Origin of the sequence: Dietzia sp. DQ11-71 (assembly GCF_014144995.1) — a bacterium.
GTDB lineage: Bacteria > Actinomycetota > Actinomycetes > Mycobacteriales > Mycobacteriaceae > Dietzia > Dietzia kunjamensis.
This window is the reverse complement of the sequence record NZ_JAALDT010000312.1, coordinates 1-22,345: the sequence shown is the minus strand read 5'-3', so window position 1 is coordinate 22,345 and position 22,345 is coordinate 1. Positions and strand designations below refer to the sequence as shown.

At 67.7% G+C, this 22,345-nt stretch carries 19 protein-coding genes and 1 pseudogene; 11 read left to right on the top strand and 9 right to left on the bottom strand.

Going from position 1 to position 22,345, the window contains the following annotated elements:
- The 5 genes and pseudogenes from G6023_RS11370 to G6023_RS11350 form a co-directional block, all read left to right on the top strand.
- Nucleotides 1-522: pseudogene (locus G6023_RS11370) on the top strand (protein kinase family protein); the annotation flags it as partial.
- A 42-nt stretch (nucleotides 523-564) separates the two neighbouring features.
- On the top strand, nucleotides 565-1,236 hold the full coding sequence (sigM, locus tag G6023_RS11365; protein WP_472986436.1) for an RNA polymerase sigma factor SigM: 672 nt from the start codon (nucleotides 565-567) through the stop codon (nucleotides 1,234-1,236).
- Between the two features lie 138 nt (nucleotides 1,237-1,374).
- On the top strand, nucleotides 1,375-2,307 hold the full coding sequence (gene trxB, locus G6023_RS11360) for a thioredoxin-disulfide reductase (RefSeq protein ID WP_069389400.1): 933 nt from the start codon (nucleotides 1,375-1,377) through the stop codon (nucleotides 2,305-2,307).
- Nucleotides 2,308-2,364: 57 nt separating this feature from the next.
- Complete coding sequence (gene trxA / locus G6023_RS11355; RefSeq protein ID WP_067720180.1) at nucleotides 2,365-2,709, top strand: thioredoxin; 345 nt, start codon at nucleotides 2,365-2,367, stop codon at nucleotides 2,707-2,709.
- 156 nt (nucleotides 2,710-2,865) lie between these two features.
- A complete protein-coding gene (locus G6023_RS11350) occupies nucleotides 2,866-4,056 on the top strand; it encodes an N-acetylmuramoyl-L-alanine amidase (protein ID WP_120285658.1) in 1,191 nt (396 codons plus the stop codon).
- Between the two features lie 58 nt (nucleotides 4,057-4,114).
- On the opposite strand, the gene G6023_RS11345 is transcribed toward G6023_RS11350, so the two are convergent.
- The 9 genes from G6023_RS11345 to rpmH form a co-directional block, all read right to left on the bottom strand.
- On the bottom strand, nucleotides 4,115-4,783 hold the full coding sequence (locus G6023_RS11345; RefSeq protein WP_067720183.1) for a hypothetical protein: 669 nt from the start codon (nucleotides 4,781-4,783) through the stop codon (nucleotides 4,115-4,117).
- Entirely contained in the window at nucleotides 4,780-5,898 is a 1,119-nt protein-coding gene (locus tag G6023_RS11340) for a ParB/RepB/Spo0J family partition protein (RefSeq protein ID WP_120285659.1), read from the bottom strand. Before G6023_RS11340 ends, G6023_RS11345 begins: the two co-directional genes overlap by 4 nt.
- Entirely contained in the window at nucleotides 5,898-6,839 is a 942-nt protein-coding gene (locus G6023_RS11335) for a ParA family protein (RefSeq protein ID WP_241727823.1), read from the bottom strand. The genes G6023_RS11340 and G6023_RS11335 overlap by 1 nt, the downstream gene beginning before the upstream one ends.
- A gap of 100 nt (nucleotides 6,840-6,939) precedes the next feature.
- A complete protein-coding gene (rsmG, locus tag G6023_RS11330; RefSeq protein WP_182635559.1) occupies nucleotides 6,940-7,635 on the bottom strand; it encodes a 16S rRNA (guanine(527)-N(7))-methyltransferase RsmG in 696 nt (231 codons plus the stop codon).
- Between the two features lie 228 nt (nucleotides 7,636-7,863).
- Complete coding sequence (locus G6023_RS11325; RefSeq protein ID WP_120285661.1) at nucleotides 7,864-8,352, bottom strand: Jag family protein; 489 nt, start codon at nucleotides 8,350-8,352, stop codon at nucleotides 7,864-7,866.
- A 129-nt stretch (nucleotides 8,353-8,481) separates the two neighbouring features.
- Entirely contained in the window at nucleotides 8,482-9,675 is a 1,194-nt protein-coding gene (gene yidC, locus G6023_RS11320; protein WP_096906419.1) for a membrane protein insertase YidC, read from the bottom strand.
- Nucleotides 9,676-9,692: 17 nt separating this feature from the next.
- The gene (gene yidD, locus G6023_RS11315) at nucleotides 9,693-9,989 is read right to left on the bottom strand and encodes a membrane protein insertion efficiency factor YidD (protein ID WP_082924143.1); all 297 of its coding nucleotides are present in this window, start codon (nucleotides 9,987-9,989) and stop codon (nucleotides 9,693-9,695) included.
- Entirely contained in the window at nucleotides 9,986-10,348 is a 363-nt protein-coding gene (rnpA, locus tag G6023_RS11310; RefSeq protein WP_182635557.1) for a ribonuclease P protein component, read from the bottom strand. Before rnpA ends, yidD begins: the two co-directional genes overlap by 4 nt.
- Before the next feature lie 18 nt (nucleotides 10,349-10,366).
- On the bottom strand, nucleotides 10,367-10,510 hold the full coding sequence (gene rpmH, locus G6023_RS11305) for a 50S ribosomal protein L34 (RefSeq protein WP_007629603.1): 144 nt from the start codon (nucleotides 10,508-10,510) through the stop codon (nucleotides 10,367-10,369).
- Nucleotides 10,511-11,048: 538 nt separating this feature from the next.
- On the opposite strand from rpmH, the gene dnaA reads away from it, so the two are divergent.
- From dnaA to gyrA, 6 genes are all read left to right on the top strand, one after another.
- Nucleotides 11,049-12,554: a chromosomal replication initiator protein DnaA gene (dnaA, locus tag G6023_RS11300; protein ID WP_067720197.1), complete on the top strand. Its 1,506-nt coding sequence runs from the start codon at nucleotides 11,049-11,051 to the stop codon at nucleotides 12,552-12,554.
- Between the two features lie 884 nt (nucleotides 12,555-13,438).
- Nucleotides 13,439-14,614: a DNA polymerase III subunit beta gene (gene dnaN / locus G6023_RS11295; RefSeq protein ID WP_182635555.1), complete on the top strand. Its 1,176-nt coding sequence runs from the start codon at nucleotides 13,439-13,441 to the stop codon at nucleotides 14,612-14,614.
- 25 nt (nucleotides 14,615-14,639) lie between these two features.
- Entirely contained in the window at nucleotides 14,640-15,929 is a 1,290-nt protein-coding gene (recF, locus tag G6023_RS11290; protein WP_182635553.1) for a DNA replication/repair protein RecF, read from the top strand.
- The gene (locus G6023_RS11285) at nucleotides 15,926-16,480 is read left to right on the top strand and encodes a DciA family protein (protein ID WP_120285664.1); all 555 of its coding nucleotides are present in this window, start codon (nucleotides 15,926-15,928) and stop codon (nucleotides 16,478-16,480) included. Before recF ends, G6023_RS11285 begins: the two co-directional genes overlap by 4 nt.
- 86 nt (nucleotides 16,481-16,566) lie before the next feature.
- Nucleotides 16,567-18,696 carry a DNA topoisomerase (ATP-hydrolyzing) subunit B gene (gyrB, locus tag G6023_RS11280; protein WP_182635551.1) on the top strand — a complete coding sequence of 710 codons (2,130 nt, stop codon included), beginning with the start codon at nucleotides 16,567-16,569 and terminating at the stop codon, nucleotides 18,694-18,696.
- A 953-nt stretch (nucleotides 18,697-19,649) separates the two neighbouring features.
- The gene (gene gyrA / locus G6023_RS11275; RefSeq protein WP_182635550.1) at nucleotides 19,650-22,178 is read left to right on the top strand and encodes a DNA gyrase subunit A; all 2,529 of its coding nucleotides are present in this window, start codon (nucleotides 19,650-19,652) and stop codon (nucleotides 22,176-22,178) included.
- Nucleotides 22,179-22,345: the final 167 nt, after the last annotated feature.

Below are 22,345 nucleotides of genomic sequence, written 5' to 3'. Positions count from 1 at the left end.
GATGACTCCGCCGCAGGTGACACCGGGGACGAGGCGGACGAGGCGGAGGAGGCCACCCCGACCACCCCGGTCTCCGTGTCGACCGTCACCACCTGGCAGCCCTCGTCCTCGAACGGCGTCGCGGAGAACTCGGCGGATGCCCCCAACGTGGTCGACGGTGACCGGTCCACCTCGTGGTCCAGTGATGCCTACCGGTCCCAGATCGGCGACGGCCCGTCGGCCTACAAGCCGGGTATCGGGTTGATGCTCGCACTGGACGGTGAGCAGGAGGTCCGCCGGGTGGTGCTCCGCTCGGGGGACGACGGCGTGCGCTTCGAGGTGCGGTCCGCGCCCGGTGCCTCTCCGGCGTCACTCGACGAGACCACCCGTCTCGGAGCGGGCACCGTCCGCGACGGGTCGGCCACCGTGACGATCGATGACCCGCGGGAGTCCGGGTACGTCCTGGTGTGGATCACCCGCCTGGGTACCTCCGGTGCCCAGTCCTACGAGGCCACGATCAGCGAGGTCGAACTGACCCGCTGACCGGCCGGGAGACGTCCCCACGGGGGGCCCGGCCGGGTTACGGTGACGGCCGTGAACACAGGTACCGCCGTCCCGACAGCGGCGGGTTGCCCTGCCCCGCCCGCAGGCGCGGAATCCCCGCTCGGCGCCCAGTCCGCTCCCAGGGCCCAGTCCGTACTGACAGCCGAGTCACCGCTGTCCGACGCCGAACTGTTGGACGCGCACGTCGCCGGGGACCCCGACGCCTTCTCCGCCCTCGTCCGGCGGCACTACGACTACCTCTGGCGGTTGGCCATCCGCACGTCGTTCAACCGCGACGACGCCGCCGAGGCCCTGCAGGAGGCTTTCGTCTCGGCGTACCGGAAGGCGGATACCTTCCGCCACGCCTGCCCGGTCCAGGGGTGGCTCTACCGCATCGTGGTCAACGCCTGCCTGGACAAGATGCGGGCCCAGCGCCTGCGCACCCACACCCAGCTCACCCCCTCCCTACACGAACAGGTCACGCTGCGTGACCACTTCCACCAGGACCCGGCGTACGCGATCATCGTGGCCGAGGCGTTGGCGGAACTGCCCGACGATCAGCGGGACGCCGTCGTCGTCGTCGACATGCTGCGGTGCACCGTCGCCGAGGCGAGCCACCTGCTCAACATCCCCCCGGGCACCGTGAAGAGCCGGTGCTCCCGTGGCCGCGCGAAACTCGCGGCCCTGCTCGAGGGGGTCACCCTCACCGTGTGAGCGTGTTCCTCCCGTCACCCGGTGGGCGGGCGCGGGAACAAGGCAGCCCCCCGGGGTGTTGTGGCCACTAGAAGACCCGGCACCTGATGCCGGTTCCGACTCACGAGCCACCAACCGCCCGAGGAGCCCCGAGAACTCATGAGCGACACCGTCCACGACGTCATCATCGTCGGATCCGGCCCGGCCGGGTACACCGCCGCCATCTACTCCGCGCGGGCCGAGCTCAAGCCGGTCGTCTTCGAGGGGTCCCAGTTCGGTGGCGCGCTCATGACCACGACCGAGGTCGAGAACTTCCCCGGCTTCGCCGAGGGCATGATGGGCCCCGATCTCATGATGCAGATGCGTGAGCAGGCCGAGCGGTTCGGGGCCGACCTCCGGATGGAGGACGTGACGTCCATGGACCTCGCCGGGGACATCAAGACCGTCCGGGTCGGCGAGGAGGAGCACCGCGCCCGCGCCGTGATCCTCGCGATGGGTGCCGCGGCACGCTACCTCGGGGTCCCGGGGGAGCAGGAGTTCCTCGGCCGCGGTGTGAGCTCGTGCGCCACGTGTGACGGATTCTTCTTCCGCGACAAGCCGATCGTCGTGGTCGGCGGCGGCGACTCCGCCATGGAGGAGGCCACCTTCCTCACCAAGTTCGGTTCCTCCGTGACGATCGTGCACCGCCGTGAGGAGTTCCGCGCCTCCAAGATCATGCTCGAGCGGGCACGGGAGAACGAGAAGATCTCGTTCGTCCTCAACACGGCCGTGGACGAGGTGCTGGCCGGCGCGACCGGTTCGGTCGAGAAGCTCCGCCTGCGCGACACCGTCACCGGCGAGACCAGTGAGCTCGAGACCGCCGCCATGTTCGTCGCGATCGGCCACGATCCCCGTTCCGAGCTGGCCCGCGACCAGGTCGAGGTCGACGAGGACGGCTACGTCCTCACCGGTCAGACCACCGCCACCTCCCTCCCCGGGGTGTTCGCCTGTGGCGACCTCGTCGACAAGCGCTACCGCCAGGCCATCACCGCCGCCGGTTCGGGATGCGCTGCCTCGATCGACGCCGAGCGCTGGCTCGCCGAGCAGGCCTGAACCCGCACCGGGCCCGGAACAACCGGGCCCCGTCCACCCACCCGAAAGGACCACCTCATGGCCGACACCCCCAACATCATCGACGTCACCGAGGCCGACTTCGCCGACGCCGTGCTCACCGCCAGCGGCTCCAAGCCCGTTCTCGTGGACTTCTGGGCCACATGGTGCCGCCCGTGCACCATGATGGCGCCGGTCCTCGACGAGCTGGCGGGCTCGGAGGCGGACAAGCTGACCGTGGCCAAGGTCGACGTCGAAGCCAACCAGGAACTCGCCGCCGAGTACCAGATCACCGCGATCCCCGCGATGCTGTTGTTCTCGGAGGGACAGCCGGTCAAGCGCATCACGGGCGCCAAGTCCAAGTCGGCGCTCCGAGCCGAGCTGGGCGACGTTCTCGGCGCCTGACACACACGCCGGCGGCACCGGGTCGCTACCCTGTGTCGCTACGCTGTGGCGCTCCCCCGTGGCGTTCCCCCACCGCCCGGCGCGGACGGGGCATGTCCGCGTGTGAGGCGGTAAGTTCATCCGGGTACCCAACACTAGGAGAGCGGGAGGAGACCCATGGCGTGGAGGCGTGGTGACCGTGGGCCCGAGGTGGCCGCCATCCGGGCCACCCTCGCGGGCATGGGTCTGCTGCACAACATCGAGTCGGTCGGGGTCACCGAGCCCGAGACCGGGTCAGTGCTCGCGCGTACCGACGCCGTCTTCGACGCCGACCTGGAGAAGGCCGTTCTGGCCTTCCAGCAGGCGCGTGCGCTGATCTCCGACGGAATCGTGGGTCCGGCCACCCAGGCCGCGCTTCACGACGCCAGCCACGTGCTGGGGACCCGGGACCTGAGCTATATCGTCTCCAGGCCGATGGCGGGGGACGATATCGCCCAACTGCAGCGACGACTCGGCGAGCTCGGGTTCTACGCCGGCCTGGTGGACGGGACCTTCGGCCCCCTCACGCACGCGGCCGTCACCGACTTCCAGCGCGACTGCGCGCTCCCCGCGGACGGTGTGGTCGGTGCCGAGACCCTGGACACCCTGAGCCGCTTCTCGACCCTGTTCAAGGGCGGGGACGTCGCCTCTCTCGTCGAGAAGGAGCGGGCCCGCACCTCCGGTCCCATGCTCGCCGGTAAACGGATCGTCCTCGATCCCGGCCCCAGTGGGTCCGAGAATCCGATCCGGATCGACACCCCCTACGGGACCATCACCGATGCGGAACTGCTCTGGGACATCACCCGGCGGCTCTCCGAGCGGATGAACCAGGCCGGCGTGGAGGTCTTCCTCTCTCGGCCCGAGGCAATGATCCCGACCGATCCCGAGCGCGCCGAGATAGCCAACGCGTTCAACGCCGATCTCATCATCTCGCTCCGCCTGGACCGCCACCCGAATCCGGTGGGCAACGGGGTCGCGACGTTCTACTTCGGAAACTCGCTCGGCGCGGAGTCCATGCTCGGTGAGGCCCTATCCGGCTTCATCCAGCGGGAGATCGTCAGCCGCACCACCCTTCGCGACTGCCGGACCCATGGCCGGAGCTGGCCGTTGCTGCGAATGACCCGCATGCCGTCCGTGCAGATCTACCTGGGCTACGCGTACAACCCGCAGGATCTCGAGATCCTCGGCGATCGTGCCGCCCAGGACACCATCATCGACTCGATCCTCGTGGGCGTGAAACGTCTGTACCTCCTCGACGAGGACGATCATCCCACCGGGTCGATGTCCGTCGACGCCCTCATCGACTACGAGCAGCGCCAGCGCGACTGATCGCGGCTCCGGCCACCCCGGGGGAGTCGGGGTCCGGGGTGTCGTGAGTCCCGGGGTGTCAGAGCCCCCGGGCGACGGCGCTCGCCGACGCGCCCGACAGCACCCCGAGTCGCCGGGTGGCGAATCCGTGTTCGGCGAAGAGTTGATCGAGGGCGCGCTCCACGTCCGCCTTCCACAAGTGCTCGCTCTCGATATCGAGCCGGAGGCGGGGATGGGTCTCATGGGGTGCCACCACCGTGAAACCGTGCTCGACGAGAAAGCTCATCCCCGGCACGCACGAGTCCGCGCCGCACCCGTCACGTGACGTAACATGCCCGGGGTCCTCGGACGTGACCCCGAAGGCCTCGATGGCCTTGATTCCGCGGCTTCGGACATTGACGACGACGGCGTCGAGCAACGCGGTCAGTACCCCTGCCGGTGCGCCGTGCTCGACACTCATGCCGGCGAGCAGCACAGCGTCAGCGCCGACGGGTGAGGTCGGGAAGCACGTCGCCCGCGGCACCATCCCCGGGGGGGCGTAGAAGGCGGCAGCCGTCGATCGGTCCCCGTAGGTGGCGAGCTGGCCGCAGACACCCCATTCCAGGGATACGTGTGAGATCCACGCTTCCTTCTCGAACTCCGGATCTCCCGGGGACTGCTCACCGTCGGTTTGCCAATAGACGCAACGCCGGGCGCGAGGACCCAGCTGGTCCACCGCCGACAGGTCCAGCGGGCGGAGGGAGATCATCGCGGCGCTGCGGTCGACCCGCCCTCGAGAAGTGCGAGTACCCGGGCCAGATCATCGGTGTCGCCGACGTCGATGGTGATACGTCCCTTGCGGCGCCCCATCGTGACCGACACGGAGGTCTCGAAGCGGTCTGACAGCCGACCCGCCACCGCCTCCAGCTCCGGGTTGCGCTGGCGTCCGCGGGGCGGGGGCTTGGGCTTGTCCGTGGTGTCCCCGGGATCGCGGTTGGCGAGGGTGACGAGCTCCTCGGTCGCCCGCACCGACAGGCCCTCGGCGACGATCCGGGCGGCGAGCTCGTCCTGTGCCGGCGCCCCCGCCTCGAGGCCCAGGAGTGCGCGCGCATGTCCCGCTGACAGGACACCAGCCGCGACCCGCCGCTGTACGGCGGTCGGCAGCTGGAGCAGGCGGATGCTGTTGGTGATCGCGGGGCGGGATCGGCCGATGCGGGTCGCGAGTTCTGACTGGGTCACGTCGAACTCTTCCAGCAGCTGCTGGTACGCGGCGGCTTCTTCGAGAGGGTTGAGCTGTACCCGGTGGATGTTCTCGAGCAGAGCGTCCCGCAGCAGATCCTCGTCGTCGGTCTGCCGAACGATCGCCGGAATCGTCTCGAGCTTCGCGCGCTGGCTCGCCCGCCAGCGTCGCTCACCCATGATGAGCTGATAGCGCCCACCGGACATCTCACGGACGACGATGGGCTGGAGGAGTCCGAACTCCTTGACGGAATGAGCGAGTTCGGCCAACGCCTCCTCATCGAAGTGGGTGCGGGGCTGCTTCGGGTTGGGGTCGATCTCGGCCGGGGAGATCTCGCGGTAGACGGCGCCGGGGTCCACCAAATCTGTTGTTTCACGTGAAACGGGTGAACCATCGTCGGCGTGCGAGCCGGCCTCGGCCCCGCGGGCCGTCGATGACGCGGTACCGGTGGGCTCCGTCCCCGCCGGGCCCCGATTCCCGGCAGCAGACGAGCGCGGACGTGGGGGAGTGGTGCGCGGACCGCCACCTCGCGGCCCCAGGATCAGGTCGGCGGCGTCGTTACCGAGCCGAGGCCCTTCGTCGGGGCCGGTGGGGATGAGGGCCGCGAGACCCCGCCCGAGACCGCCCTTACGCTGCTGGCTCATCAGTTCTCCTCCGGGCGGTCGACGCCCTCAGCTTCACCCGCGGTGGGCGTGGATACGAGGTCTCCCGGACCGGCCGGCCCTCCCCGTGCATTGATCTCGCGGGCGGCGTCCAGGTAGGCCAGCGCACCGCGCGACCCGGCGTCGTACTGGAGGATGGTCATCCCGTAACCCGGTGCCTCGGACACCTTGACGCTTCGCGGGATCACCGTCCGCAACACGGTGTCACCGAAGTGCTTCCGGACCTCACCGGCGACCTGCTCGGCGAGCTTGGTGCGTCCGTCGTACATCGTCAGCATGATGGTCGAGATCTCCAGATCCGTATTCAGATGCTGCTGGATGAGTTCGACGTTGCGCAGGAGTTGACCCACTCCCTCGAGGGCGTAGTACTCGCACTGGATCGGAATCAGCACCTCACGCGCCGCCACCATCGCGTTGACTGTGAGCAACCCGAGGGACGGCGGGCAGTCGAGGAAAACGTAGTCGATACCGAGGGACTGCAGGTCCTCCGGGAGGAGAACCTCTGCCAGACGTCGTTCCCGCTGGGGGAGCCCGACCAGTTCGATTTCCGACCCCGCGAGATCGATGGTCGCCGGAACACAGAACAGGCGCTCGGCATGAGGGCTCTTCTGCATGAGTTCGTCGACCGACGCCTCCCACATCAGCAGGTCGTAGCTCGACGGTGTGCCCTCGCGGTGATCGACACCCAGCGCCGTGCTCGCATTGCCCTGCGGATCCATATCGATCACGAGCACCCCGAGCCCACCCAGAGCGAGAGCGGAGGCGAGATTGACGGTGGACGTGGTCTTGCCCACCCCGCCCTTCTGGTTGGCGATCGTCACGATCCGCGGCGACTCGGGACGGGGGAGTGCCGGTGCATCCCCGTGGAGGACCTCGTTCGCCTGGCGCGCGGCCGCGAAGATCGGGGTCTCGTCGTAGGACATCCGTCACCTTTCGAGTTGCATCGTGAGCGCGGCGAGCCTGCCGCCGTGTCGGTGCCATTGTTTCACGTGAAACCGACACCGGACACGTCCCCGTCAGGCCTCAGTGAGACCGACGCCCGCGTCCGCGGGATCGGGAGCCACGGCCCCCCATCCTAGTCGCCAGGGTGCCGATCACCAGCCTCGTCGGTTCGGCATCCGGGGCAGCGACGGTCTCGACGCGAACGTCGTCGAACCCGAGTTTGCGGAGCGCCGCACGATCGCGCTCGACCTCGTCGACTGCCGACTCGCCCTTGAGGGCAACCATACGGCCGCCCACCTTCAGCAGCGGAGCAGACCACCCGGCGAGCTTCGCCAGCGGTGCCACTGCCCGGGACGTCACGACGTCCGCCTCGCCCGCCTCGATGATGACCGGTTTCTCCTCAGCGCGACCGCGAATGACACGGACATCGATGCCGAGCTCGGCGATGATCTCCTCGAGAAACGTGACCCGACGGAGAAGTGGCTCGACCAGAGTGATCGTCAGATCTGGGCGCGCGAGCGCCAGGGGGATACCAGGGAGGCCTGCGCCGCTCCCGATATCGACGACGGACTCGCCCTGCGCCAGCTGCGATTCAGCAGCCGCACTGTTGAGGACGTGCCGATCCCACATTCGAGGACGCTCACGCGGACCCATCAACCCGCGCTCGAGCCCGGCCGTCGCGAGGAAATCGACGTACCGCGTCGCGAGACCCAACCGATCACCGAACACTTCAGCGGCAGCGGGCGGGGGCGAGGGCAGATCACCGGAGCCGGACATCGAGCCCGGTTCGGCCGGTGTCTCACCCGCAGTCCTGGAAGCCCCGTCGCTGTCACGTGACGCTTCGTGGCCCGTGTGTCCGTTCATGGTCTCGCGCTCCTTCTCGCGGCCGCAAAGCCACTGTTTCACGTGAAACACCGCCGGTGAATCACATCATTGTCATTAGATCCTCGGACACAGATCAGGGGTGCGAGCCGTCCGGCTCGCACCCCTGCCCCAAGCCTCCCGTCACCCGGGCAGGACGACCACCCGGCGGTTGGGCTCGACGCCGGTCGAGTCCGAGGTGACACCCTCGATCTCCGCGATCGCATCGTGGATGATCTTGCGTTCGAACGGCGTCATGGGCTCGAGCTCCTCCGGCTCACCTGACTCGAGAACCCGCTGCGCCGCCACGCGTCCGGACTCGCTCAACGCCTCACGCTTCGCCTCACGCCAACCGGCGATGTCGAGCATCAACCGGCTCCGATCGCCGAGTTCCTGTTGCACCGCGAGACGCGTCAACTCCTGGATAGCGTCCAGGACCGAGCCGTCCGAGCCGACCAAGGTATCCAAGTCGTCGCCGCCCACGATGCTCACCACAGCCCGATCGCCCTCGACGTCCAGATCGATGTCCCCGTCGAAATCGAGGATGTCGAGGAACTGCTCGAGATAGTCGCCAGCGACCTCGCCCTCCTCGACCAATCGTTCCTCGGACACCTCGATGTTCCTCTTGGACATGGACCTGCCTCCGTCGTGACCGCCGATCGCCGAACCCCGGGGGTGCGACGACTATCTACCCCAAGTATGGGACAAGGTCCCCGACGCCGGAGCATCGGGGACCTTGTCCACTCACGTTTCCCTAGCGGGTCAACGCTTCTTTTTCTTCTTCTTGTTCTTGGGACGCGAACCCGATCCCTTCTGCGCCGGCCTACTGCGCTGCCCGCCGGGAGCCTGAGGCCGTTGACCCGGGCGTGGAGCGGATGCCGGAGCGACCGCAGGCCCCGGGTCGGAGTCGATCACCTCGTCGTCGTCCACCGTCGCGGTACCCACCTCCCCGGCCGGATCCGACACCACCCCGGTTCCCGTCGCGGCGGCGGCGCGATTCTTCTTGGGCTTGGTGGGCTTCACACCCACCCGCGGAGCGAGCGCCTTCTGCTCCTCGCGCCGCAGGAGGGCCGCGGCGTCGTCCTCCTTGGCCATCTTCTCGTACAGGAAGTACTGCTGGCCGAGGGTCCAGAGGTTATTCGTGACCATGTACACCAGGATCGCCATCGGCCAGAACGCACCGGTCACCAGGATGCCGATGGGGAAGGCCCACAGCATGAGCTGGTTCATGATCTTGGCCTGCGGGTTGGCCGCGGCCTCAGGGGACTGGCGGGACAGGGAGATCCGCGCGTTGAAATGGGTCGTGACCGCCGAGACGATCATCAGCGGAAGTGCGACCAGAATGATGTTCCACCGGGCGAAGTCGAGCATCGCGCCCGGCTCCACGAAGGCCTGGAACTGTTCGACCGGCTGGGAGATGAAGGACGAGAGCGGAGCACCGAACAGGCGGGCGTCGAGGAAGCTCTGCACCTCGTCCGCGTTGAACACGTAGTTGCCCGTGTTGCGCGTCTCCTCGGCGCTCATCCCGAGCGCGCCGAACTGCGAGCCCATCCGGTTGAACGACCGCAGCACGTGGAACAAACCCAGGAATACGGGGATCTGGATCAGCATCGGTAGGCAACCCAGGAGGGGGTTGAACCCCTCCTGCTTCTGCAACTTCCGGGTCTCGACCGCCAATTTTTCGCGGTCGTTCTTGTACCGCTTCTGCAGCTCCTTCATCTTGGGCTGCATCTCCTGCATCTTGCGGGAGAAGCGAATCTGTTTTGCCGCCGGCCAGAACAGCATCGCGCGGAGGGTGAAGACGAGGAAGATCACCGACAGGGCCCAGATGACCCCGTTGGAATCCGGCGCCTCGACCCAGGGGAGCAGACCGCCGAGGAACGCGAAGATCTTGTGCCAGAACCAGAGGATGCCGGAGATCGGGTAGTAGACCAACGGGTTGGTGATGAACGACATGGGTGGTGGAGTCCTAGCTACGTTCGAGAATTGTCGGTGTGCTCGTGGGGCTCGTGGCCCGGTGGATCAGGTGCACGGGGCCGCGGGACCGGATCCCACCCGCCCGGTGTCCACGGCCCACAGCGCAGGAGACGCCACACCGAGAGCCACGTGCCGTACCAGGCTCCGTGGACGCGTACCGCCTCGACGGCGTAACTACTGCACGTGGGTTCGAATCGGCAGCTCGGTGGGGTCCAGGGGGAGATGCCCTTCTGGTAGAAGTCGAGCATCCACAACAGGATCCGCGCGATGGGACCCGGGCGCCCCGTGCTCACGACGTGCCCCTCGCGCGAGCGGCCGCAGCGACGAGCCCCGCGCGCATATCCCGCACGAGGTCGGCGTGCGACGCACCCGCGGAGGCCGGGTTGGCCCGGATCACCACCATGAGATCGTCGCCGGCCTCGTCCAGCAGGCCGCCCGCGATATGACGAAGCCGTCGGCTGACGCGGTGACGAGTCACCGAGTCCCCGACGGCTTTGCTGACAACCAGCCCGAAACGCGGACCGCCCACGTGGACATCCGAGGAGTCCACGTGGGCGTGTACGACCATGGTGCGGCGGCCCTTCCTGGCACCCTTGCGCACCACCGTCGCGAAGTCAGCGGAACGGTGGAGCCGGTGCGACCTGGGGAGCACCCGCCACCCCGGCCGGAATCAGGCCGTCAGCGACGCGCGGCCCTTACGCCGGCGGGCGCCGACGATGCCGCGACCGGCGCGGGTGCGCATGCGCAGACGAAAGCCGTGCACCTTGGCACGACGACGGTTGTTCGGCTGGAAGGTCCGCTTGCCCTTGGCCATGGTTGGCTCCTCACGTGAAGTCGGCGCCGTGTCCAGCGCCCGATCGAGTTCGAGACGTCGTCGAATCACCGAAGGACGGCGGCACCACGACGCGCCGGGCGCCCACGGGCGCACGACAGACTGCTCAAGATTACGCGCCCGAGGCGCCGGCCGCCAAACCGTGTAATCCCATTGGTCTCACTGATACCAGTTTCCTGGCCACAACGACACGCCCACGGCCGCGATGCTTGACATCCGCCCTCCAGTCAATCTTGAGGGTTGCCCCCCGGTTCACCATGTTGTTACCGTCATTCCTCAGGCGAGCCCCACCAGGGCTGCAAGACGCGACGTGAATCCGAACAAGCACCTCCGACCCCTCCCCACCGACGACCTACCCGCGAACCGACGGGAGGGGTCTGTCTTCCCACAGCTGTGGACAACCATGTGGATACCTCGGTGGACCTGGGTCGGAGCCTGTGGATAGAGTGTGGTTCCCGGCGCCGCCGGCGACCCGGACCACCAGCAACGCCCGACACCCGACGAGAGGAGACCGCCCACCGTGTCTCCTGAACTCGAACACGTGTGGAGTGCCGTCCTCGACAAGCTGACTGATCCGGAACTGGCCAGTGACGACAATCCGGCCCTGTCGCGCCAGCAGCAGGCGTGGCTCCGGCTCGTCCAGCCGATCGCCGTGGTCAACGGTTTCGCGATGCTCGCCGCCCCGTCGGCCTTCGCCCGCGACAACATCGAGTCCATCCTCCGCGGTCCCATCACGCGCGCACTGAGCTCGCAGCTCGGGGAGCCGATCGATCTGGCCGTCAAGGTGGACACGTCACTCGCCGGGGCTCAACTACCGACGGACGACGCCGACCACCCGGCCATCGACGCGGAGGACATCCACGGCCCCGGCGCGGAGGACGAGCATCCGCCCGCCACGACCCGCCCCCGGCGGATGACCGAGGAGCAGATCGCCGCCGAGCGCCTCCTCCACGGCAGCGACCGCGACGAGGCGTTGTCCGCCGCGTCCGCGCCCGGGTTGAACGAGCGCTACACGTTCAGCGCCTTCGTCCAGGGCAACTCGAACCGCTTCGCCCGGGCCGCCGCACTGGCTGTCGCCGAGGCACCGGCCCGTGCGTACAACCCGCTGTTCATCTGGGGCGAGTCCGGTCTGGGCAAGACCCACCTGCTCCACGCGATCGGGCACTACTCCCTGCGGATGTACTCCGAACAGAAGGTCAAGTACGTCTCGACCGAGGAGTTCACCAACGACTTCATCAACTCCGTCCGCGACGGCCGCCAGAACATGTTCAAGAAGCGGTACCGCGAGGCGGACATCCTCCTGGTGGACGACATCCAGTTCCTCATCGGCAAGGAACAGGTCCAGGAGGAGTTCTTCCACACCTTCAACACGATCCACAATGCGCAGAAGCAGATCGTGATCTCGTCCGACCGGCCACCCAAGCAACTGCAGCCGCTGGAGGACCGCCTGCGCACCCGCTTCGAGTGGGGTCTGATCACCGACATCCAGCCGCCCGAGCTGGAGACGCGTATCGCGATCATCGACAAGAAGGCCAAGTCCGAGAACTACGTGGTCCCGAGGGACGTCCTCGAGCTCATCGCGACGCGGGTCCAGCGCAACATCCGTGAGCTCGAGGGAGCTCTCATCCGGGTGGTGGCGTTCGCCTCCCTCAACGGCCACGAGATCGATGTGCCGCTCGCGGAGGTCGTGCTCCGTGATGTCGTCTCGGACGACGACTCCCTACAAATCTCGGCCGCGACCATCATGGCGGTGACCGCGGAGTTCTTCTCCACGAGCATCGACGAACTGTGCGGCACCTCCAAGACCCGGTCGTTGTCGCGGGCCCGCCAGATCGCCATGTACCTGTGTCGCGAGCTGACCGATCTGTCGCTTCCCAAGATCGGCGTCACCTTCGGTGGCAAGGACCACACGACGGTCATGTACGCCCAGCGCAAGATCCTCAAGGAGATCAAGGACGACCGGCGCACGTACGACCAGATCCAGGAGCTGACGGCCCGGATCAAGGAGCGTTCGCGGTCCCTCTGAGCTCCACGCCGGAACTCACCCACGCTGTGCGCTCGCGCCGCCGCTTGTGCCCGGCCCCGCTTGTTCTCGCCCCCGCGGACGTCCACCGACGCCCCGCGTCTCCGGCCGGCCCTCTGCCGACACCGAACGCGACGCAGATGACGGTCGGCGACGGCGACAGCAACAGATCGGCGCCCGACGACGTCCGCACGCCCGGGTGCGCGGACCCAGGACGGCTGCGAGAGGTCGTAACAGGCCCTGTGCGGCCCTCTGCCGAGTCCGGCGTTCCGCCCCGAACGGATACCCGCCCCGATTCGCGAGAAAGACCCCGCCCGACGGAAGACGAACCGTGGGACTCCCGGGTCTCGCTGTCGAGTCGCGCACACTTCGTCTAATTCGAGGGCCTCACACGGGTCATTCCACACGCATCAGGACGCGCCGTACGACACATCCGGGACCCCCACACACCCTTTGTCACACCCTTCACAGCTGTGGACAACCCTGTGGAGTCTTGTGGACCGACGGTGGACAGACGGTGGACGGACTCTTGTGATTCCACCGGGGTCGGGAGGCAAATCACAAGATCGCACGATTGCGTCCACACGACGAAATCGGCACAGACCTGTGATTACAGGCCTCGGCTCACAATTTCACAGGACCTACTACTACCTCTTATCTCTCTAGATAGTTCTTGTTAGAAGTAGGGATGTGGAGCGGCGAGCCTGCTTGACCCGGTTACGCCGAGTCCGTGTGTCCGCTGTCGGTCCGAGCGGTTACTCTCATGGAGACGCTCCGCCCCCGGCGGCGGAAACGTGCAATACGAGCTTGAACCAATACGAGCTTGAACCGACCAATCGTCCAGATACCGGATCCCGGTATCCACACCCGCCTGAAAGAGGTCATCGATGGAGATCACGGATCCGACGTTCCGCGTCACCCGCGAGGACTTCGCGGATTCCGTGGCCTGGGTGGCACGCACGCTGCCCTCGCGTCCCTCGGTCCCGATCCTCGGCGGGGTGCTGCTCGAGGCCGATTCGGGACTGACGATCTCCGGGTTCGACTACGAGACCTCAGCGCAGGTATCCGTGCCGGCCGAGGTCTCCGAGCCCGGCAGCACGCTGGTGTCCGGCCGACTCCTGGCGGACATCGCCCGTGCCCTGCCGGACCGTCCGGTCGAGGTCGTCGTCACCGCCCAGAAGATGTACATCTCCTGCGGTACCGCGAAGTTCACGCTCCCGACCATGCCGGTCGAGGATTACCCGCAGCTGCCGGCGATGCCGGAGGTCACCGGTTCCGCCGAGGTCGACGCGTTCTCCGAGGCCGTGTCCCAGGTCGTCGTCGCAGCGGGCAAGGACGACACCCTGCCGATGCTCACCGGCATCCGGATGGAGATCGAGGGCACCCGCGTCACGCTCATCGCGACCGACCGGTTCCGTCTCGCCATCCGGGAGTTCGACTGGGAGCCGGCCCGCGAGGATGTCGCGGTCGAGGTGCTCATCCCGGCCAAGGCACTGTCCGAGGTCACCCGTTCCGCCAGCCACGGCGGTCGCGTGGATCTGAGCCTGGGAGCCGGCTCCGATGTGGGCGCCGAGGGCATTCTGGGTGTGCTGGTGTCCGGTCAGCGGACCACCACCCGCCTTCTCGACGCGGAATTCCCCAAGGTCCGCCAGCTGCTCCCGCCGCAGCACACCTCACTCGCGATCGTCGAGGTGGACTCGCTCGTCCAGGCGATCAAGCGGGTCGCGCTCGTCGCCGACCGCGGCGTGCAGGTGCGCATGGCGTTCTCGGAAGGTGAGCTCGCACTGTCGGCCGGAGGCGATGACGCAGCCCAGGCCAATGAAACCCTCCCGGTGGACTTCGTCGGCGAGCCGCTGACCATCGCGTTCAACCCCGGTTACCTGCTCGACGGTCTCGGCAGTGTCCACGCAGGCCGCGTCGCCTTCGGGTTCACCCAGCCCAGCCGCCCGGCCGTGCTGCGTCCGGCACCCGAGACCCTCCCGGAGCCCGGCGCGGACGGCGCGATCCAGCCGGTGGATTCCGACCACACCTACCTGCTCATGCCCGTGCGCCTGCCGGGCTGAGGCCCCGCCCCGGAACCGATCCGGTATGCACCTGCGTCATCTCAGGCTCCTCGATTTCCGCTCCTGGCCCCTGCTCGAACTCGAGCTCGAGCCCGGGGTCACCACCCTGGTCGGACGCAACGGGCACGGCAAGACCAACGTTCTCGAGGCGGTCGGGGTCCTCGCCAGCCTGCGGTCCCACCGCGTGGCGACCGACGCGCCGATGATCAGGACCGGTGCCGGAACCGCATTGGTGGGCGCACTCGCACACAACGCGGGACGTGAATTGACCGTCGAACTCGCGCTCAACTCCGGCAAGGCCAACCGGGCGCGACTCAACACCTCCCCGTGCCGACGACTGTCCGACGTCCTCGGGGTGGTCCAGTCCGTGCTGTTCGCGCCGGAGGACCTGGCGCTCGTCCGTGGCGAGCCGGCCGAACGTCGCCGGCTTCTCGACGAGCTCATGATCCAGCGGCGCCCGGCACTGGGTGGTGACCTCAGCGAGTACTCCTCGGTGCTGCGCCAGCGGACCGCCCTGCTCAAATCGGCCTCCGGTGCACTGCGGCGTGGGAGGCCCGAGGATTCCGCGGCTGTGCTGGACACCCTCGACGTGTGGGACGGGCGGTTGGCCGAACTCGGAGCACGAGTGGTCGCCGGGCGGATCGACCTCCTCCGGCAGTTGCGGCCCCTCGTCGTCGACGCCTATCGGGGCCTGGCCCCGGAGTCCCGCCCGGCCGATCTCACCTACCGGTTCCGCGTCGCGGACGCGCCCGACGAGTCGGAGCTGACTGACCCGGGACTCGTCGAGGCGGTGTTGCTCGCCGAGCTCGGGCGGCGCCGTCGCGACGAGATCGACCGCGGGATGTCACTCGTCGGACCGCACCGCGACGACCTGATCCTGAGACTCGGCGACGAGCCGGCGAAGGGGTTCGCGAGTCACGGTGAGACGTGGTCGTTCGCCCTGGCGCTGCGACTGGGATCGCTCGAGCTGTTCCGTGCCGACGGGGCGGAACCGGTCCTCCTCCTGGACGACGTCTTCGCCGAACTCGACCGGCACCGCCGGGCCGCCCTGGCCGATGTCGCGTCCGGCGTCGAACAGGTTCTCATCACGGCGGCAGTGGGCGAGGACGTCCCGGGCACGCTGCGCGGGGTCCGTCATGACGTCGTGATGACGGGCGAGGGAGCGGATCGTCACTCGGCGATGACGGTGTCACGACGTCAGCATGACGGTGCTGACGCGGGCGAGCGCGCCGGCGGGGATGATGGGGTCAGCGACGCGGACAGTGGTGGGGACGACGACGACAACACCGATACCGGAAGCAGGGCAACACCGTGACGGACCGAACCGGCAAGGATTCCGTAACACCGTCTGACCCGCCACAACGCGGTTATGACATCGCGAAGCAGGCCCTCGAGGAGGCCCGCGCCCGAGCCCGGGCGGAGGGCAAGCAGGTCGGCCGGGGACGGACCGGCCCGGTGGGGGCGGGCAAGCGGCTGCGCAAGCGCGGGTGGACCGGATCCGGTGCCGACCCGTGGGACCCACAGCCCCTCGGCAAGCTCGTGGGCCAGGTCGCCAAGAAACGGGGTTGGGACGACAAGGTCACCACCGGGCGTCTGTTCGCGGAGTGGGACCGGATCGTCGGGGAGGACGTCTCGGCGCACGCCACCCCGGAGCGCCTCGAGGAGGGAATCCTGTACGTCCGTGCGGCGAGTACCGCATGGGCCACGCAGCTGCGGCTCATGTCCGCCGACATCCTCCGCAAGATCGCGGCCGCCATGGGGCCGGGTCATGTCCGTCGTCTCAAGGTGGAGGGGCCGGAGAAACCGAGCTGGCGCAAGGGGCCCCTGCACGTGTCCGGTCGCGGCCCCCGTGACACATACGGGTGAGGGCCGGGCGTGCCCGTGGCCCGCGTGACGGTTGTCGCAGGTAGACTGGGCCGGTCCCAGACCCCCGAGACGCGAGGAGTTCGCACGTGGCGGACGCCAAGAGCAAGGCCAACAACAGCGGGCCCAAGGAATACGGTGCATCATCGATCACCGTTCTCGAAGGGCTCGAGGCCGTCCGGATGCGGCCGGGTATGTACATCGGCTCCACCGGACCGCGGGGACTGCACCACCTGATCTGGGAGGTCGTCGACAACTCCATCGACGAGGCGATGGCGGGTCACGCGACCGGCGTCAAGGTCACGTTGCTGGAGGACGGCGGCGTCGAGGTCATCGACGACGGCCGGGGCATCCCCGTGGAGATGCACGAGCAGGGCATGCCCACCGTCCAGGTCGTCATGACCCAGCTGCACGCGGGCGGCAAGTTCGACTCGGACTCCTATGCGGTGTCCGGTGGTCTGCACGGGGTCGGCATCTCCGTGGTCAACGCGCTGTCCACCCGGGTCGAGGTCCAGATCAAGCGCGACGGGCGCCTGTGGAAGCAGGACTTCGACATGGCGGTCCCGGCAGAGCTGGTCGACGCCGGCCCCGCCGAGGGCACCGGGACCAGGGTCCGGTTCTGGGCGGATCCGACGATCTTCGAGAGCACCGAGTACGACTTCGACGTGGTGGCACGCCGCCTCCAGGAGATGGCGTTCCTCAACAAGGGACTCACCATCACGCTCACGGACCGGCGGCCGCGTGCCGAGAAGGCCGCCGAGCTGGACGCGATCGCGGACAGCGAGGGCAGCGGCGCGGAGGCGGCGCCCGGTTCCGACGAGGGGTCGGATCTCGCCCACGCGGTGGATGCGGAGCAGGCGTTCGCCGAGGGCGCGCAGGTAGCCGACGCCGTCGAGGTGACGCCCGTCGAGCCGGTCAAGGTCCGCGAGCGTAAGCGCACCTTCCACTACCCGGACGGTCTGAAGGACTACGTCACGGCGATCAACAAGTCCAAGACCTCGATCCACCCGACGATCCTCTACTTCGAGGGCAAGGGGCCCGGCCACGAGGTCGAGGTCGCGATGCAGTGGAACTCCGGTTACTCCGAGTCCGTCCACACCTTCGCCAACACCATCAACACCCATGAGGGCGGCACCCACGAGGAGGGCTTCCGCGCCGCGCTGACCTCCCTGGTCAACAAGTACGCGCGCGAGAAGAAGCTCATCAAGGAGAAGGACCCCAACCTCACGGGAGATGACATCCGCGAGGGCCTGGCGGCCGTGCTCTCCGCGAAGATCTCGGATCCGCAGTTCGAGGGTCAGACCAAGACCAAGCTCGGCAACACCGAGGTCAAGGGCTTCGTCCAGCGACAGGTGTCGGAGCACGTCGGACACTGGTTCGAGGCCAATCCCGCCGAGGCCAAGGTCATCATCAACAAGGCCATCGCGTCGAGCCAGGCTCGCGTCGCAGCCCGCAAGGCCCGCGAGATGGTGCGTCGCAAGTCGGCCACCGACATCGGCGGTCTGCCCGGCAAGCTCGCCGACTGCCGCTCCAAGGATCCGGCGAAGTCCGAGCTGTACATCGTGGAGGGCGACTCCGCCGGTGGCTCGGCCAAGTCGGGTCGGGACTCGATGTTCCAGGCGATCCTGCCGCTGCGCGGGAAGATCATCAACGTCGAGAAGTCGCGGATCGACAAGGTCCTCAAGAACGCCGAGGTCCAGGCCATCATCACGGCGCTGGGAACCGGCATTCACGAAGAGTTCGACATCGACAAGCTGCGCTATCACAAGATCGTGCTGATGGCGGATGCCGACGTCGATGGTCAGCACATCTCGACGCTGCTGCTGACGCTCATCTTCCGGTTCATGAAGCCGCTGGTCGAGAACGGGTACGTCTACCTGGCGCAGCCGCCGCTCTACAAGCTCAAGTGGGGCAAGGGCGAGCCGGACTTCGCGTACACGGACCGCGAGCGGGACGAACTGCTGAAGATCGGCCTCGAGAACAAGCGCAAGATCAACGTCGACGACGGCATCCAGCGCTACAAGGGCCTCGGCGAGATGAACCCCAAGGAGCTGTGGGAGACCACGATGGACCCCGCGGTCCGTACGCTCCGCCAGGTCACCCTCGACGATGCCGCTGCGGCGGACGAGCTGTTCTCGATCCTCATGGGAGAGGACGTGGACGCGCGCCGCAACTTCATCACCCGCAATGCACGCGATGTGAGGTTCCTCGACGTCTGATGGCGTGCCGGGGAGGCACGGAAAGAAGGGGGCGTCTGCCGAACTCGGCGGATGCCCCCTTCTTCCTCGGGTGGTTCCAACGACCTGGAGCGTCCCGCAGTCGTTCGGGGCGGGCAGCCCGGCGAGCCGGTCACGCAGATGCTGCACGGCGGGCCCGGAGTTGGCAGCCGCGGCCGAGCCGTGCGTGATCCCGGGGACCAACGGCGTGGTCTCGTAGCGGAGATGCACGTCCGCACTCTGAGCGCGCCAGCTACGGCCGGTGTCGCACGAACAATATGCCTGATCATCAGGCGGTGTAGACCCTGGCGGCGGCATGATCGTCTGATGACACAGTCGCCTTTCATCGGCCTCCACGGCCGGACGCGACGGTTGACTGTTAGATCGGGGATGCCTACCGCCGGCACCAGAGGTCGACGTGGTGAGCCGCGATCACTCAGCGCAGCTTACGAGGGTGTCTACTTGATCCGTTAGGTCAATGCCTCCTCGGCCCAGCCCGACGCAGCCTCCGGTTGGAGCGAGCTCCAACCGCCCAAAGCAGAACTGTTATTAGGATTGTCCGTTTTCTATGATCTTACCTGGGTTTATCGGGCGGCACTCGGCGAGGCGGAGAATGCGCTGGGAGAATGGACTTTTCTAGGCTCGTAGATGGATAGCCAACCAGCGCGAGCGCGATGTTCACGGTGTTCCCGACGGAGCCCGGCGTCCGGTTCTTTCGCGCAGCGAAAATAAAAAAGGCGTTACGGGATGTCGTGTAAGACACGTGACCATTAAGAGCACGTCGAGGGCGGCCGACGGGCCGGGGGCGCCCGGGACGCCGGTGCGTAGGCCCCGGGAGGCCTCCGAGTCGCCGACCCCCCGCGCGCCCGTGCCGGTGTTTTCGCTGGACCTATAGACTGGCCGGGTCGGAGCGTGCCCTCGTGGTGCCGCTTCGAGCGCGAGACGAAGAGGAGCCCATGACGGACACGACGTTGCCGCCCGAAGCCGGGGGTCACGACCGGATCGAGCCGGTCGACATCCAGGCGGAGATGCAGAGAAGCTACATCGACTATTCGATGAGCGTCATCGTCGGTCGAGCGCTACCTGACGTCCGGGACGGGCTCAAGCCCGTCCACCGCCGGATCCTCTACGCGATGTGGGACAACGGCTACCGGCCCGAGCGCAGCTACGTGAAGTCGGCCAAGCCCGTCGCCGACACCATGGGCAATTACCACCCGCACGGTGACTCGGCGATCTACGACACCCTGGTGCGCCTCGCCCAGCCGTGGGCGATGCGCTACCCGATGGTCGACGGCCAGGGAAACTTCGGTTCGCGCGGCAACGACGGTGCCGCCGCCATGCGCTACACCGAGTGCAAGATGACCCCGCTGGCCATGGAGATGGTCCGGGACATCGACAAGAACACGGTCGATTTCCAGCCCAACTACGACGGCAAGACGTCCGAACCGGTCGTCCTCCCGTCGCGCATCCCCAATCTGTTGGTCAACGGTTCCAGCGGCATCGCGGTCGGTATGGCCACCAAGATGCCGCCGCACAACCTGCGCGAGGTCGCCGAGGCGATCTACTGGTGTCTGGACAACCCCGACGCCGACGAGGAGGAGACCCTCGCGGCGTGCATGGATCGGATCAAGGGCCCCGACTTCCCCACCCACGGCTTCATCGTGGGCGAGCAGGGGATCAGGGACGCCTACACGACCGGCCGCGGTTCGATCCGCATGCGGGGCAAGACCTCCATCGAGGAGGAGGGCAACCGGACGGTCATCGTCATCACGGAGCTGCCCTACGAGGTCAACCCGGACAACATGATCCTGTCGATCGCCGAGCAGTTGCGGGACGGCAAGATCGCCGGCATCTCGAAGATCGACGACGAGTCCTCGGACCGGGTCGGCCTGCGCATCGTCGTCACTCTCAAGCGTGACGCCGTGGCCAAGGTCGTGCTCAACAACCTCTACAAGCACTCGCAGCTGCAGACGTCCTTCGGCGCGAACATGCTGTCGATCGTGGACGGTGTGCCCCGGACCCTGGCCATCAACCACCTCGTGCGGCTGTACGTCACGCACCAGATCGAGGTCGTCGTCCGACGCACCCAGTACCTGCTGGACGAGGCGGAGAAGCGCGCCCACATTCTGCGCGGCCTGGTCAAGGCGCTCGACGCCCTCGACGAGGTCATCGCCCTCATCCGCCGTTCGGAGACCGTCGAGGTCGCGCGCGAGGGTCTCAAGGACCTGCTCGACATCGACGACGACCAGGCGCAGGCCATCCTGGACATGCAGCTGCGCCGCCTCGCGGCCCTCGAGCGGCAGAAGATCGTCGACCAGCTCGCTTCGATCGAACTCGAGATCGCCGACTACAAGGACATCCTCGCCAAGCCCGAGCGGCAGCGCGCGATCGTCGCCGACGAGCTCCGCGAGATCGTCGAGAAGTACGGGGACGACCGCCGGACCAGGATCATCCCGGCGGACGGGGACGTCACGGACGAGGATCTGATCGCCCGCGAGGACGTCGTCGTCACCATCACCGAGACCGGTTACGCCAAGCGGACCCGCACCGACCTGTACCGCGCCCAGAAGCGCGGGGGCAAGGGTGTGCGCGGCGCGGAGCTCAAGCAGGACGACATCGTCCGGCACTTCTTCGTCTCCTCCACCCACGACTGGCTGCTGTTCTTCACCACCAAGGGCCGCGTCTACCGGATCAAGGCCTATGAGCTGCCCGAGGCGAACCGCACCGCCCGCGGTCAGCACGTGGCCAACCTCCTGGCGTTCCAGCCGGAGGAGCGCATCGCCGGCGTCATCCGGATCAAGGGCTACCAGGACGCGCCGTACCTGGTGCTGGCCACCCGCAACGGGCTGGTCAAGAAGTCCCGGCTCGAGGACTACGACTCGCCGCGCTCCGGCGGTCTGATCGCCGTGAACCTGCGCGACGGCGACGAGCTGGTCGGGGCGGCGCTGGCCGGACCCGACGACGACCTGCTGCTGGTCTCGGAGAAGGGCCAGTCGATCCGGTTCCACGCCAACGACGACACGCTCCGCCCGATGGGCCGAGCGACCTCCGGCGTGATGGGCATGCGGTTCAACGACGGCGACGCCCTGCTGAGCATGTCCGTCGTGCGAGCCGAGTCGTCCGACCAGGAGAAGTACTTCCTCCTGGTGGCCACCGAACGCGGCTACTCCAAGCGCACCGCCCTGAGCGAGTACACGGCCCAGGGCCGGGGCGGCAAGGGCGTGCTCACGCTCATGTTCGACCCCAAGCGCGGGAAGCTCGTCGGTGCGACGATCGTGGAGTTGCAGGACGAGCTCTACGCCATCACCTCCAGCGGCGGTGTCATCCGCACGTTCGCCAAGCAGGTCCGCAAGGCGGGCCGACAGACCAAGGGCGTGCGGCTGATGAACCTCGCCGAGGGCGACTCGCTACTGGCCATCGCCCGCAACGCCGACGAGCCCGACGACGAGGACCGGTCCGCGGCCGAGTCCGCCAAGGAGGAGTAGGCGATGACCGAGCCGACCGATCCAGCCGACCGGACCGACCCGACCGAGACGTCCGACGCGGTCACAGACGGCCCAGCGCACGGGGGGTCGTCCCCGGCGCCCGGTTACGGCGGGTCGGGGGCCGGCACCGGCGACGCCGGCACGTCGGCCACCACCGCCTTCCCGGC

What these genes read in the sequence shown, in the direction of transcription:
- trxB (WP_069389400.1), top strand. Translation starts at nt 1,375, where the DNA reads ATGAGCGACACCGTCCACGACGTCATCATCGTCGGATCCGGCCCGGCC.
- trxA (WP_067720180.1), top strand. Translation starts at nt 2,365, where the DNA reads ATGGCCGACACCCCCAACATCATCGACGTCACCGAGGCCGACTTCGCC.
- G6023_RS11350 (WP_120285658.1), top strand. Translation starts at nt 2,866, where the DNA reads ATGGCGTGGAGGCGTGGTGACCGTGGGCCCGAGGTGGCCGCCATCCGG.
- G6023_RS11345 (WP_067720183.1), bottom strand. Translation starts at nt 4,783, where the DNA reads ATGATCTCCCTCCGCCCGCTGGACCTGTCGGCGGTGGACCAGCTGGGT.
- G6023_RS11340 (WP_120285659.1), bottom strand. Translation starts at nt 5,898, where the DNA reads ATGAGCCAGCAGCGTAAGGGCGGTCTCGGGCGGGGTCTCGCGGCCCTC.
- G6023_RS11335 (WP_241727823.1), bottom strand. Translation starts at nt 6,839, where the DNA reads ATGTCCTACGACGAGACCCCGATCTTCGCGGCCGCGCGCCAGGCGAAC.
- rsmG (WP_182635559.1), bottom strand. Translation starts at nt 7,635, where the DNA reads ATGTCCGGCTCCGGTGATCTGCCCTCGCCCCCGCCCGCTGCCGCTGAA.
- G6023_RS11325 (WP_120285661.1), bottom strand. Translation starts at nt 8,352, where the DNA reads ATGTCCAAGAGGAACATCGAGGTGTCCGAGGAACGATTGGTCGAGGAG.
- yidC (WP_096906419.1), bottom strand. Translation starts at nt 9,675, where the DNA reads ATGTCGTTCATCACCAACCCGTTGGTCTACTACCCGATCTCCGGCATC.
- rpmH (WP_007629603.1), bottom strand. Translation starts at nt 10,510, where the DNA reads ATGGCCAAGGGCAAGCGGACCTTCCAGCCGAACAACCGTCGTCGTGCC.
- dnaN (WP_182635555.1), top strand. Translation starts at nt 13,439, where the DNA reads ATGGAGATCACGGATCCGACGTTCCGCGTCACCCGCGAGGACTTCGCG.
- recF (WP_182635553.1), top strand. Translation starts at nt 14,640, where the DNA reads ATGCACCTGCGTCATCTCAGGCTCCTCGATTTCCGCTCCTGGCCCCTG.
- gyrA (WP_182635550.1), top strand. Translation starts at nt 19,650, where the DNA reads ATGACGGACACGACGTTGCCGCCCGAAGCCGGGGGTCACGACCGGATC.